Annotated in this window: 14 protein-coding genes; 9 read left to right on the top strand and 5 right to left on the bottom strand. The window is 69.5% G+C overall.

Annotation, left to right across the window (positions count from 1 at the left end):
- The 5 genes from VGT06_00520 to VGT06_00500 form a co-directional block, all read left to right on the top strand.
- On the top strand, positions 1 to 907 hold a 907-nt coding region (locus tag VGT06_00520; GenBank protein ID HEV8661617.1), incomplete at its 5' end, for an acetamidase/formamidase family protein.
- A 74-nt stretch (positions 908 to 981) separates the two neighbouring features.
- Entirely contained in the window at positions 982 to 1,914 is a 933-nt protein-coding gene (locus tag VGT06_00515; GenBank protein ID HEV8661616.1) for a TAXI family TRAP transporter solute-binding subunit, read from the top strand.
- Between the two features lie 95 nt (positions 1,915 to 2,009).
- Positions 2,010 to 3,068, top strand: coding sequence for a HupE/UreJ family protein (locus VGT06_00510; GenBank protein ID HEV8661615.1), 1,059 nt, complete (start codon positions 2,010 to 2,012; stop codon positions 3,066 to 3,068).
- Between the two features lie 40 nt (positions 3,069 to 3,108).
- Entirely contained in the window at positions 3,109 to 3,912 is an 804-nt protein-coding gene (locus VGT06_00505) for a hypothetical protein (protein ID HEV8661614.1), read from the top strand.
- 246 nt (positions 3,913 to 4,158) lie between these two features.
- Positions 4,159 to 4,599 (top strand): cache domain-containing protein, encoded by a 441-nt coding sequence (locus VGT06_00500; GenBank protein ID HEV8661613.1) that lies wholly within the window; start codon positions 4,159 to 4,161, stop codon positions 4,597 to 4,599.
- A gap of 69 nt (positions 4,600 to 4,668) precedes the next feature.
- Here VGT06_00500 and ychF read toward each other — a convergent pair whose 3' ends face one another.
- Positions 4,669 to 5,751: a redox-regulated ATPase YchF gene (gene ychF / locus VGT06_00495; protein HEV8661612.1), complete on the bottom strand. Its 1,083-nt coding sequence runs from the start codon at positions 5,749 to 5,751 to the stop codon at positions 4,669 to 4,671.
- Positions 5,752 to 5,866: 115 nt separating this feature from the next.
- Between ychF and VGT06_00490 the strand changes: the two genes are divergently transcribed.
- The 4 genes from VGT06_00490 to VGT06_00475 are packed head-to-tail and all read left to right on the top strand — an operon-like array spanning position 5,867 to position 8,607.
- A complete protein-coding gene (locus tag VGT06_00490; protein HEV8661611.1) occupies positions 5,867 to 6,343 on the top strand; it encodes a ribonuclease H-like domain-containing protein in 477 nt (158 codons plus the stop codon).
- Positions 6,334 to 7,635, top strand: a complete 1,302-nt coding sequence (mtaB, locus tag VGT06_00485; GenBank protein HEV8661610.1) for a tRNA (N(6)-L-threonylcarbamoyladenosine(37)-C(2))-methylthiotransferase MtaB — start codon at positions 6,334 to 6,336, stop codon at positions 7,633 to 7,635. Before VGT06_00490 ends, mtaB begins: the two co-directional genes overlap by 10 nt.
- Before the next feature lie 13 nt (positions 7,636 to 7,648).
- Positions 7,649 to 8,143 (top strand): carbonic anhydrase, encoded by a 495-nt coding sequence (locus VGT06_00480; GenBank protein ID HEV8661609.1) that lies wholly within the window; start codon positions 7,649 to 7,651, stop codon positions 8,141 to 8,143.
- Entirely contained in the window at positions 8,140 to 8,607 is a 468-nt protein-coding gene (locus VGT06_00475) for a thioesterase family protein (GenBank protein HEV8661608.1), read from the top strand. Before VGT06_00480 ends, VGT06_00475 begins: the two co-directional genes overlap by 4 nt.
- Before the next feature lie 100 nt (positions 8,608 to 8,707).
- On the opposite strand, the gene VGT06_00470 is transcribed toward VGT06_00475, so the two are convergent.
- From VGT06_00470 to VGT06_00455, 4 genes are all read right to left on the bottom strand, one after another.
- A complete protein-coding gene (locus VGT06_00470) occupies positions 8,708 to 9,688 on the bottom strand; it encodes a tripartite tricarboxylate transporter substrate binding protein (protein ID HEV8661607.1) in 981 nt (326 codons plus the stop codon).
- Positions 9,685 to 11,229, bottom strand: a complete 1,545-nt coding sequence (locus VGT06_00465; GenBank protein ID HEV8661606.1) for a tripartite tricarboxylate transporter permease — start codon at positions 11,227 to 11,229, stop codon at positions 9,685 to 9,687. The genes VGT06_00470 and VGT06_00465 overlap by 4 nt, the downstream gene beginning before the upstream one ends.
- On the bottom strand, positions 11,229 to 11,672 hold the full coding sequence (locus VGT06_00460; GenBank protein ID HEV8661605.1) for a tripartite tricarboxylate transporter TctB family protein: 444 nt from the start codon (positions 11,670 to 11,672) through the stop codon (positions 11,229 to 11,231). Before VGT06_00460 ends, VGT06_00465 begins: the two co-directional genes overlap by 1 nt.
- A 47-nt stretch (positions 11,673 to 11,719) precedes the next feature.
- Positions 11,720 to 12,889 (bottom strand): thiamine pyrophosphate-dependent enzyme (locus tag VGT06_00455; GenBank protein HEV8661604.1); only part of this gene is annotated, 1,170 nt, incomplete at its 5' end.

Genomic DNA, 12,889 nt, shown 5'->3' with positions numbered 1-12,889 from the left:
TATTGGGCCCGGCCCCGATCGCTTCGGCTACACGGTCCTCTTCCCGGGCTTCGGGTTCCTCCGCGACCTGTTCACGCTCCCGGACATCGCGCGCTGGAAGTTGACGCAGGCCGCGGCCACCTCTTCCGACATGCCCGGCATCCGGATCCCGTTCAACGGCTTCCCCGGCACCATCGGCGTCGCGCCGGATGACGCCCTCGTCGCCGCGATCAAGGCCCGGGAGGCCGCGCTTGCCGATGCGGGCGGCTTCGTCCTGCTGCCGGACACGACGAACGCGGCTCCCGCGAGCGTTTGTGGATCCGGCGGGCCGGCCGCGGCCGACTGCCTCCGCACCATTCCTCCACGCGAGAACGGTGGCAACATGGACGTGAAGGGCATGGTCGGTGGCACGCGGCTCCTGTTCCCCTGCTTCGTCCCGGGCTGTCTCCTCTCGATCGGCGATGTCCACTACGCGCAGGGCGACGGAGAGGTCTCCGGCACCGCCATCGAGATGAACGCGGTCGTCACCGTGAAGGTGAACCTGCGCAGGGGCCAGGCGTTCCTCCTGCGGAACCGCCCGGCCTTCGAGGGGGGCTCGCAATTCAAGAAGCTGGCGCCGGAGAAGTTCTACGCCACCATCGGCTACCCGCTGAAGCAAGCGGGCGCGGTGCCTCCCCAGAGCGCTCATGCGAACATCGCTGAGATCACCCCGCTGGAGAATCTCTCCGAAGATCTCACCCTCGCCGCGCGTGATGCGCTGCGGACGATGGTCGGCCACCTGGTTGACGTCCGGAAGCTCACTCCGCATCAGGCCTATATCCTGACGAGCGTGGCCGTGGATCTCCGGATCGGCAACCTCGTGGACGTCCCGAACTATGCCGTGTACGCAGTCCTCCCGCTGGAGGTCTTCACCGGCGTAGGACCGTAGTCCTTCGCCTGCCGAAAGGGGATGGAGGTCCACGCCCTTCTCCCTTCCTCCGGCAGGACATCGCAGGAACCCTCATGCATCGGCGGATATTCCTCACGGGTGCTCTGGCAGGGAGTACCCTGCTCCTGATGGGCCACTCTCCCTACCGGCGCTGGTCCCAGTACCGGGCCCGCCATACCGTGATTGCGACCGACCGCGCCGACGCGAGGTCGTTTCCCCTGGGCGAGCGACTGGCCCGGCGCTTGGCTACCCGTCGGCCCGACCTGAATGCCACGGCGGTGCGGAGCCCGGACCCTCGAACCCTCCTGAGCCTGCTCAAGACTCGGCAGCTCGACCTGGCCTTGCTCCGGGCGGAGGACGCCTACCAGAGACTCCATGGAACGGGCGCCTATGCCAGCCTGATGATGCCGCTCCGCACTCTGGCGGGCATCGCCCCCGAATACCTGCACATCGTGGTCGTGGCGGCCTCGCCAGTCCGGGCCATCCGTGACCTGAGAGGGGAGCGCGTGGGGGTCGTTCAGGAGGGCGACCGGGCCCGGGCCAAGGCGGAGAGAGTGATGGCAGCCTTCAGCCTCGATCCCGAGGGGTCCGTGCGCTGGGAACCGCTGCCGATGGACGAGGCCCTGCCCGCGCTTGCAGCCGGCCGGGTCGCGGCATGTTGCCTCGAGGGTCCGCTGCCGGTGCCAGTCCTGGCGGCCGGGCGACGGCCATCCGGCCTGCGGCTTCGCTTGGTCCCTCATGGTGAGGCCGTCCCGGCTCTGGCTGTTCGCCACGGCCCGATCTACTTTCGGGCCGCCATCGGGGCTGACCGCTACCCGGACCTCGACGCGGGGGGGGACGTGGTGGCCGAGCCGCGCCTTCTCGTCTGTCGGGAGGATTACCCCGCGGAGAAGGCGCGGGCCATGGTCGAGGCGCTCGCGGGCTGGGAGGAGCTGGCGCCCCCCGGAACGCCGCTCCCCATTCCCCTCCACCCCGCGCTGGCGGCCGGGCCGGACACGCCTGCCTGATGCTTCAGGTTGCCGTGCCGTGACGGGCCATGCGAGGACCGGCAAGGCGTTCAGGACGGAGGACCCGCCTGCTGCTGCCGTCTAACCGCTGCAGGGTGGCCCGTACGATTCTTGCCTTTGCGGCCCTCCTGCTTCTCCTCCCCAGCTCGCCCCTGTTTGCGCATCCCCTGAAGGTCGGAGTCGCGGACATTACCGTCCGGAAGACAGGAATCGAGTTGCTCCTGAGCGTGAACCTCTTTGAATTGGACCTCCTCCTTGGCCTGGACCGGAACCTCAATGCCCAGGTGGAGCGTGCTGAGCTGGAGCGCAAGACCCCGGAGATCCTCGCGTACCTCAACGGAAAGATCACGGTATCCCATGGCCGCGAGGTGCTCCCCATGGAGGCCGAGCCGTTCCGCATCGGGCGGTCGGCCGATGGGAAGCCGACCTTTGAGGCCCGGCTGACGTTCCGATCGAGCCGGCCGCTAGAGGATCCCATCACGATCCGGTGTGAGCCGCTGACCGAGCTGGGGTCTGACCACCAAACCATCGCCAAGATCGCCGGGGAGGGCCGGGTCGAGCAGTTCGTGTTCCAGAAGGGGATGATATACGAAGCGAAGCGTCGCGGGCTCCTCGCCCATGCAATCCAGTTCCTCAGCCTGGGAATCCACCACATCTTCATCGGCTACGATCACATCGCCTTCCTCCTCGGCCTTCTCCTCATGGGCGGGACGTTGCTCAACATTCTCAAGATCGTCACGTCCTTCACGCTGGCCCACAGCGTCACGCTTTCCCTGGCGGCCCTCGACATCGTGGCCATGCCCCCGCGGCTGGTCGAGTCGGGGATCGCCTTCAGCGTGGCCTATGTGGCCCTGGAGAATCTCTTCTTCACGCGCTTTGACCGGCGGTGGGTGGTGAGCTTCTTCTTCGGATTCATCCACGGCTTCGGCTTTGCGAACGTCCTCAAGGACATGTCCCTGCCCCAATCTGGCCTGGTCTCTTCCCTCCTTTTCTTCAACTCCGGCGTCGAGGTCGGCCAGATTCTCATCGTCGCAATGATCCTGCCGTTCCTCTGGCTCCTCCGGAAGAGTCAGTTCCATCACACGGTGGTGAGGGCGGCATCGGTCGTCATCTTCTCCGTGGGAGTCTTGTGGTTCTACCAGCGGGCTCTGTAGAGGAGCATCGGGGCAGCTTCCTCCTGGAGGGTCGGCTGCGATGCCTCGTGCGCCCTCGACGAACGGGGTCTCTGCAAGGCCGGTGGATGCGCGCCGAGCGGTCGCCATCGCCCTCGTGGCGCTAATCCTCGCGCTGGTCGCTCCGCCCTTGTCCCATGGGCATACGATCCTGGAGCCGGAGGTGGTGCAGGGACTCCTCCTGGACATCAGCCGATTTCACAAGGAATCGCGGGAAGGGACAAGGCAGGAGGCGCGGCTGGAGGCGCTGTACGAGCTGGGGCAAAGGGTCCACGGGCTCGTACAGCTGATGAACAAGGACATCGGGGCGCACGGTTTTAGTGATCTCTTCGCCAGACTGATCGTCAGGCGCCTCCACGAGTACGGCATTCAGGTCCACTTCGTGGAGGGGATGAACCAGTATGCGTACGATCTGGCCGCCTTCCGCGAGTACCTGGAGCGAGCCCCGAAGGGAAACCGGGCGGCGGACGTGCGGTACCGGCTGATCGCCGATGCGTTCTATCGGACGCTGAGCCCGGATTCGCCGGGGATGTTCAATGGAAACCTGGAGGGGCTGGTTCGGGCTGTGGCCGAGGAGGAAGAATTCCTGAAAGACTTTCCCGACGACAAGAGGGCGAAGGAGGTCCATCTGTTTCGGGCGACAGATTACTACCGGCTGTTCCGGAATAGCCGGGATCGCGTAGAAGCGGGGCGCTATGAGGGCCTTGCCCTCGAGGCTCTCCGAAAGGTTGTAGCGCAGTACCGGGGAAGCCCGGAGGCCAGGGCTGCGGAGGGCCTGTTGGAGAGATTGAAGGAAGACAAGGAAACCTCGCCCCAAGCGCGGTAGCCAGATCCTGCTCCGGGTCGAACTCTGGCATGGTCGCGCGAGGCAGGCATCTTTCTCAGGTACGCGCGCGCCCGATCCAGTCTAGGGTGCTCTTGACAGCCGGATCACCGGATTGCTATGTTGCAGGCCCCTTCCGGCGACAGGTGGGGTCCTCCGCCCGGGGATCCCTCGGCGGTCATCGAACCGTCGCGCATGGGCGGGCAACTGGGAGTTGTCACAAGGAGGGCTGCGATGAGAAAGGCACTCATGGTCGCTCTTGCGGGGGCTCTGTTCGTCCTGGTCGTGGCTGCCGCGGGTGGCGCGCAGGCGGCCGAATTCGGCAGCGCCGCCGAAGCCAAGACGATGCTGGAGAAGGCGGCAGGCGCGATCAAGGCGGACAAGGCCGGTGCTCTGGCCAAGTTCACCAAGGGAGAAGGCGGCTTCAAGGACCGCGACCTGTATCCGTTCTGTGGCGGCGCGGACGGCAATTTCACCGCCCACCCGACGCTCGCCGGCAAGAGCCTCAAGGGGCTGAAGGACAAGGCCGGCAAGGCGCTCGGCGAGGAAATCTACAAGGTCGCCAAGGAGGGCACGGTCAGCGAGGTCACCTACATGTGGCCGCGCCCCGGCAGCGACAAGCCGGTGCAGAAGGTGACCTTCGTGACCAAGGTGGGTGACCAGGTCTGCGCCGTCGGCTACTACAAGTAGGCTGATTCCGCGGGGGCGTGGGTGCCCGCCTGGAACGGGCGCCCACGCCGTCCCGTCGAACCCTGCGGCTCAGACGCTGAAGCGGATGGTGATCACATCACCGTCCGCCACCAGGTAGTCCTTTCCCTCCAGGCGCAGGACTCCCTTCCTCCGGGCGGCGGCCAGCGAGCCGGCCTCGGCCAGCGCCGGGAAGGGGACCACCTCGGCCTTGATGAAGCCGCGGGCGAAGTCGGTATGGATGGTCCCGGCGGCCTCCAGGGCGCTCCCCCCCCGGCGGAGGGTCCAGGCCCTCACCTCATCCTCCCCCACCGTGAAGAAGGTGAGCAGCCCGAGCAGGCCGTAGGTGGCGCGCAGGAGCCGCTCCACGCCGGCCTCGGCGATCCCCAGCTCGCGGCGGAAGAGGCCGGCGTCCTCCGGGGAGAGTCGGGCGATCTCAATCTCGGTCTTCGCCGCGAGGGCCAGGAGGGCTACCCGCGGCCCGGCGAAGGAGCGGAGCCCGGCGAGGATCGCTTCTTCCTTCCCCAGATCCTCCTCCCCGATGTTCGCCAGGAGAAGGACCGGCTTCGCGGTGAGGAACTGGAACCCGCGGAGGAGCCGCTCCTCCTCGGGCGGGAAGTCCAGGTCCCGGAGGGGCCGGCCCGCCTGCAGGGCCTCCGCGCTTCGGCGGAGCGCCTCCAGCTCCCGCACGTTCTGGTCCTTGCGTCCCTTCCGCAGCGCCTCCTCGATCCGGGCCACCCGCTTCTCGGCGACCTCCAGGTCCGCCAGGAGGAATTCCGTGTCCAGGAGGCCGACATCGCGGGACGGGCCGAGGGCCCCCTCTACGTGGGGGATCCGGGCGTCCTCGAAGGCGCGGACCACGTGCAGGAGGGCATCCGCCTGGCGGAGCGCCGTCAGGGTCGGGCTCCCGAGTCCCTCCCCCTTCCCGGCGCCCCGCTGCAGCGCCGGCGAGTCCACGTAGGAGATCGTGGCCGGCACGGCCATCTTCCCCGGGTGCATCCGGGCCAGGCGGTCCAGGCGCGGGTCGGGGACCCGGGCGACACCCTGCGCGGGCTCCGCCGGGGGCTGGCCCTCGGGCGGCTCGAGCTGCCCGGTGGCTAGGCGGAAGACGGTGCTCTTCCCCACCCGTGGGAGGCCCGCGATCCCGATCTTCATCACGCTCCTCGTCGCGCGGCGGCCCCTCGAGGGTTGCGGCGGTACCACCGTATGGTATCCTAATCGGCGTTCCCCGGCACGGGAAAGCATCGCGGACGCCGGCGGGGTGGGGGTGGTGCGGGGCTACCTCGACATCGAGACTTCCTTCGAGGGGGCGATCACGGTCGTCGGGTTGTACGCCGACGACCGGGGATGCGTCCAGCTCGTCGGCCCCGACGTGACGGAGGTGAACCTCTACCGGACCCTCGAGGGGCTCCGGACCCTCTGCACCTACAACGGCAGCCGCTTCGACCTCCCCGTCATCCGCCGCCGCCTGGGGGCGGACCTGGCGGCGGAATTCGAGTCCTGCGACCTCATGCTCGAGTGCTGGCGCGTGGGCCTCAAGGGAGGGCTGAAGCGGGTGGAGGAGCAGCTCGGGATCCGCCGCTGGACGAAGGGGGTGAACGGCTTCGACGCCATGCGCCTCTGGCACCAGTACGAGGCCTACGGGGCCGGGGAGGCGCTGGCGACGCTCCTCGAGTACAACCGGGAGGACGTGGTGAACTTGCAGCGGCTGGATGCGCTGCTCACGGAGCTGCGGCGGTGCGGGTAGCCTTCGCGACGCTCGGGTGCCGGCAGAACCAGTTCGAGACCGACCTGATGGCCGATGCCTTCCGGGCCGACGGGTACGAGACCGTTCCTTTCAGCGCCCAGGCGGACGTGTACGTCGTCAACACCTGCACGGTCACGGCCCGGGCCGACGCCGATTCCCGCCGGATCATCCGCCAGGCGGTGCGGCGCAACCCGCTCGCCTTCGTCGTGGCCACCGGCTGCTATGCGCAGGCGAGCCCGCAGGCTCTCCTGGGAATCGAAGGGGTGGACCTCGTCCTCGGAAACGGCGAGAAGGGGGAGGTCCTCCGCTACCTCCGGGACTTCGCGTGGGGCAGCCCGCCGCGGGCCGTCGTGGGGGACATCGGCGCCCTCCGGACCTTCCAGGCGGCCGCGGCCCCGACCGACGCGGACCGGACGCGGCCGTTCCTGAAGGTGCAGGACGGCTGCAACTTCGCCTGCACCTTTTGCATCATCCCAAAGGTCAGGGGGCCGAGCCGGAGCTTCCCGCCTGATGCCGCGGTCACGGAGGCGCGCCGCCTGGCCGCGGCCGGGCATCCGGAGGTGGTCCTGACCGGGATCAACCTGGGGACCTACGGGTGGGACCTGAAGCCCCGGGTCTGGTTGAGTGATCTCGTCCGCCGGGTCCTGTCTGAGACGGAGCTCCCCCGCCTGCGGCTCTCGTCGCTGCATCCGCACGAGGTCCGAGGAGATCTCATTGGGCTCATGGCGGAGAGTGGCCGGATCTGCCGGCACCTGCACCTGGCCCTGCAGAGCGGGGACGACGGGATCCTCCGGGCCATGGGCCGCTCCTACCGGGCGAGGCACTTCCGCGAGACGGTCCGGGCGGCCGTGGAGGCCACCCCGGGAGTCGCCATCGGGGCGGATGTCATCGTCGGGTTCCCCGGGGAGACGGAGGGGGCCTTCCAGAACACGGTAGCGCTCCTGGCCGAGCTGCCCGTCGCCTACCTGCACGTCTTCACCTATTCGAGGCGGGCGGGGACGGTCGCCGCGGGGATGCCGGATCAGGTTGCCCCGGACGTGAAGGCGCGGCGGAACGCCATCCTCCGGGCCCTCGGCCAGGAGAAGAGCCTGGCGTTCCGGCAGCGGGCGGTGGGGCAGGTCCTGCCGGCCGTCATCCTGGCCGAGCGGGACCGGGCGACGGGGCGCCTCACGGCCCTGACCGACAACTACATCCCGGTCCTCGTGGAGGCGGAGGATCGGCTCCAGGGCCAGGCGGTCCACATCCGGGCGGAGGAGGTGACGGCGGCGCGGGTCATGGGGAGTCTGGTTTAAGGGAGGGCCCATCATGGGGCGCGGTACTGCACATCTCCCCGCAGGGCGGACCTACCAGTACTGGCTAAACGGCTCGGCCCTCGACAAGCGCCCGGCTCAGAAGCTCGCCGTGGTCGCCTGCATGGACGCCCGCCTGCACGTCCCGGAAGTCCTGGCCCTCCGGACCGGAGACGCCAACATCATCCGGAATGCCGGAGGGGTCGTGACGGAGGACGTCCTCCGCTCCTTGATCGTGGCCGTCCGGCTCCTGGGGGTCCGGCGCATCCTGGTCATCAACCACACCCACTGCGGCATGCTGCGCTTTCCCGAAGCCGCCTTCCGGAGGGCCCTGCGGCGGGTAACAGGCCGGGACCCGCGCGGAATCGCCTTCCACGGCTTCCCGCATCTCGTTCCCCACCTGCGGGAGCAGGTCCGGCGGATCCGCTCTTCGCCCTTCATCCCCCGGACGGTTGCGGTCAAGGGGCTGGTCTTCGACGTGCGAAACGGCGCCCTGCGGGAGGTCGCGTGACCTCCCGCCCCTCTCCTGGCGCCGCCCCCGAGCTCCCCACGCGCGACCGGTACACCTTCTCGATCCCGATGACGGTCCGCTGGGCCGACATGGACGTCCTCGGGCACGTGAACAACGCCAAGTACTTCACCTACCTGGAGTCAGCCCGGACCGCCTTCTTCGACGCGGTGAACCTGTGGAAGTTCCGGGAGCACCCCCGCCAGGGAATCGCGGTGGTGCACGCCGAGTGCAACTTCCGCCAGCAGGTCCGCTACCCGGCGGAGCTGGAGGTAGACCTCCGGGTGACCCGGATCGGGGAGAAGTCCTTCACCATCGAGTACGGGATCTTCCGGAAGGGGACCGACGAGGTGGTGGGGGACGGGAGCAGCATCGCCGTCTGGATGGACTTCGACGCCAGCCGGGCCCTGCCCCTCACCCCCGAGATGCGCCGCATCCTGGAGGCCTACCGGGGCCTGACAGCCTAGATGTGGCGATCCGAGGTGGGTCGTCCTCCTCGTCGGGCACTCGGCTGTACGGGCCGTGCCCGTAGCAGCCCGGAACCGTCAACGCGCGAAGGACCCCGCGTCACTTCTTCTCCTCGATCTTTCCCACCCGCTTGATCGCGTCGGCGAGCATCTTCGCATCCTTGTCCCAGAACTTCTGGAATTCCGGCGCGTCCAGGTAGGCCACCGGGGTCTCGAGCTTGGCCATCGCGGCCTGGAACTCTGGCACCTGCACCGCCTGGCCTACCGCTTCGCGCAGCTTGTTGACGACCGGCCCCGGCGTGCCCGTCGGGGCGAAGACCCCCGCCCAGATGTAGAACTCGATGTCGTAGCCCAGCTCCTTAAAGGTCGGCACGTCGGGGAGGGCGGCGACCCGCTTGGCCCCCCACCCGGCGAGCGGCCGGAGCTTGCCGGCCTTGATGTGGGGGAGGATCACGGCGGGGCCGGAGGCGAGGGCGTCCACGTGTCCCCCGAGGATCGCGGTCAGGGCGGGGCCTGCGCCGGCGTAGGGGACGTGCCGGAGCGTGACCCCGGCGGCGTGCGAGAACATCTCCGTGGCCATGTGCAGGGTCCCGTACACGCCCGAGGAGGAGAAGGAGATCTCCCCGGGGCGCCGCTTCGCGTCCTCCACGAGCTCTTTCACGCTCTTCCAGGGGCGGTCGGCGTGGACGACGAGAATCGTGGGATCGGCCGAAATGAGCGCGATGGGGGTGAGCTGGTCCATGGTGTAGGCCGGCTTGCGGTTGAAGAGCTTGTCGGCCTCCGGGATGATGGAGATGCTGGAGAGGGAGAGGAGGAGCGTGTAGCCGTCGGGCTTGCTGTTGGCCACGTAGGACATCCCGACCGCGCCCGCCGCGCCGGTCTTGTTCACCACGGCCACGGGACTCTTCAGGACCTTCTCCATGGCGGCCGCCACGGGGCGGGCCGTGAGGTCGGCCACGCCTCCCGGGGGGAACGGCGCGACCAGCGTGATCGGGCGGGTCGGGAACGGCTCCTGGGCCCCGGCCGCGAGCGGCAGCGCGAGGACCAATGCGAGCAGGGTCGCCGGCAGACGGGTCATCATGGGTTTTTCTCCTCTGCGAGGGGTGGCTTGGTCTCCAGGCCGAGGCGCCGCCGCCAGTCCAGGCCCCCGGTCAGCAGCGGCCGGAGGCTCAACAGCAGGACCGCGAGCCCCACGAGGAGCATGACGGCGGCGATCGGCCGGTTCACGAAGATCGCGTAGTTTCCCGAGGACATGGCGAGGGACTGGCGGAAGCTCATCTCCAGCATCGGCGCAAGCACCAGGCCCAGGACGATCGGGGCCGTCTCAAAGTCAAACTTCCGGAGCAGGTAGCCGAGGGCCCCCATCGCGGTCATGATCCAGATATCCACCACGCTCCCGTTCACCGCGTAGACGCCGAGGACGCAGAAGGTGAGGATCGCCGGGTACAGGAGCGGATACGGGATCCGCAGGAGGTTCACGAAGAGCCCGACGAGAGGCAGGTTCAGGATCAGAAGCACCACGTTGCCCACGTACATGCTCGCGATGAACCCCCAGAACAGCTCCGGCTGCTGCGCGATGAGGAGGGGCCCCGGGGAGATGCCGTGCACCATCATCGCTGCCAGCATGACGGCCGGGATCGGACCCGAGGGGACGCCGAGGGCCAGCATCGGGACGAAGGCCCCGGAGGTGGCCGAGTTGTTCGCCGATTCGGGCCCGGCCACCCCCTCCACGGCGCCGTGGCCGAAGCGCTCCGGGTGCTTCGAGAGGCGCCGCTCCACGGCGTAGGAGACGAAGGAGGAAATGATGTGGGCGGAGCCCGGAATGATCCCGATCAGGAAGCCGAGCAGCGTCCCCCGCCCGATGGGCCAGCCCGCCTCCCGCCATTCCTGGCGGGAGGGGAGGAGCTCGCGGAGCCTGGGTCGCATGACCGCGGGGGGCGTCGGCTGCCCGGCGGTCAGGAGGATCTCGGAGAGGCCGAACAGTCCGACGGCCACCGGGACGACGCCGATCCCATCCCCCAGCTCGACCAGACCGTAGTGGAACCGGAAGAAGCCGGTCATGTGGTCGATGCCGATCATGCCGAGGAGGAGCCCCAGGGCGGCCATGGCCAGCGCCTTCGCCATGGACCCGCCGCTCATGTAGGCGAGCACCAGGAGGCCCAACAGCAGGAGGGCGGAGTACTCCGGCGGCCCGAACCGGAGGGCGAAGCTGGCGAGGGGGGGCGCCAGGAACATGAGACCGAGGACGCTCGCCGTGCCGGCAACGTAGGAGCCGACGGCCGCGATCGCCAGGGCGGGCCCGCCCCGCCCCTTCCGCGTCATGGCGTACCCGTCGATGCAGGTCATCACCGAGGCGGCCTCGCCGGGGATCCGCATCAGGATCGAGGTGGTGGAGCCCCCGTACATGGCGCCGTAGTAGATGCCGGCCAGGAGCACGATGGCCGTGGTGGCGTCCAGACCGAAGGTCGCCGGCAGGAGGAGGCTGATGCCTGCGAGCGGTCCCACCCCGGGGAGCATCCCCACCAGGGTCCCGATGACGCATCCCACGAACGCGTAGAGGAGGACGGGGGGCGAGAGCGCGACGGAGAAGCCGAGGGAGAGGTCCTGCAGGGTCTGCAGCATCAGAACCCCAGCGGGCCGCGCGGGAGCGGTACCCGCAGCAGATCGCTGAAGAGGAAGAAGGTGCCCAACGCGAGGCCGAGGGCCATCGCCGCCACCACGGCGGGCCGCTTCCGTTCGACCAGCCCGAGGATGAAGGCGAGCAGGAGCAGGACCGTCACCCGGTAGCCCAGGCGCTCGAGGGCAAGAGCCGCGAACGCGCAGGCGCCCAGGATGGCGAGGGCGTGCCCCTTCTCCGGCCACGCGAGGGAAGCCAGCAGGGGGGACCCCCCACCGGCGAGCGCGACGAGGAGGCCCGCCGCCGCCAGCGCGATCGCCAGGAGCATCGGCATAGTCCCGGGGCCCGGCTGGTGGAGGCTCCCGAGGGGGAGGACGCGGGTCTCCCAGATCACCCCCAGGGAGAAGAGGAGGAGGACGAGACCGGCAACACGATCGGTCGTGAGCATCGGCGTGCGCTCCCCGAGGCGAGCCGGGGACGAAAGACCGTTGCGGGCTACGCGCGCTTGGCGGCGATGCTGGCGGCGGTGAGGGGACTGACGGTCCCCTTGCGGACCAGGACGTTCACGACGGCAGGCTTGCCCGAGGCCATCGCCCGCGCGAGGGCCGGGCGCAGGTCGGCCGGGCGCTCGACGAACTCCCCGTGGCCCCCCAGGGCCCGCATGATCTCGTCGTACCGGACGAGCCCGAGCTCGCAGCCGGCGATCTGCTCGCGCCCGTAGAGGGCGCCCTGGATCTCCCGCTCCATCCCCCATCCCTGGTCGTTGCCGACGACGATGACGGCGTTCAGGCCGAACCGAACCGCCGTGTGGAGCTCGAAGCCGTAGAAGCCCATCCCGCCGTCCCCCATGAAGATGAAGACCGGCGCCTCCGGGCGGGCCAGCTTGGCGGCGAAACCGAGCGGGAGGGCGGCGCCGACCGTCCCCAGGCCACCCAGGCGGATCCAGTGGCCGGGGCGGCGGGCCGGCAGGGTCATCCGGGGCCACTGGGGGAAGTCGCCGCCGTCAATGACGATGACCGCGTTCTCGGGCAGGAGGGCCCGGACCTCCCGGCAGAGGCGCAGGGGATGGAGCGGCGGCTCCTCCAGCGCTTCCCCCGCGGCCCAGGACTCCCGCCAGGCCTTCTGCTGCTGGCGAAGCTCCGCCAGCCACGGCCGTTCCTTCCACCCGCCCCGCCGTGCCGCCTCGGCCGTGAGGGCCTGAAGCGCGGCAGCCGCGTCGGCCACCACGGGGACCTGGATGGGCCGGTTCCGCCCGATCTCGCCCGGGTCAAGGTCAATCTGGGCGACGGCGGCCTCGGGAGCGAGGGCGCCCCCGAAGCGCAGCCGGAAGTCGAGGCGCTTGCCCACCAGGAGGACGAGATCGGCCGTCCGCAGGGTCCGGGCGGTCTCGTTCAGGACCGGGTCTGCGTAGCCGAAGCACAGGGGATGGTCATCGGAGATCAGGCCCCGGGCCAGGTCAATCGTGAAGCAGGGGGTGCGGGTCAGCTCGACGAACCGGGTGAGGGCATCCCCGGCCCCGGCCCAGAAGCCCCCGCTCCCGACAATGCAAGCGGGCCGCTCGGCGGCCGCCAGCCGCTCCACGATCTCGCGGACCGCGGCGGGGTCGGCATGCGGCGGGACCGGGGGCGGGGTTTCCGTCTCGGCCGGGGGGGCGTCCATCTCCCG

This window comes from Candidatus Methylomirabilis sp. (genome assembly GCA_036000645.1).
GTDB lineage: Bacteria > Methylomirabilota > Methylomirabilia > Methylomirabilales > JACPAU01 > JACPAU01.
This window is presented reverse-complemented; position numbering and strand designations above follow the sequence as displayed.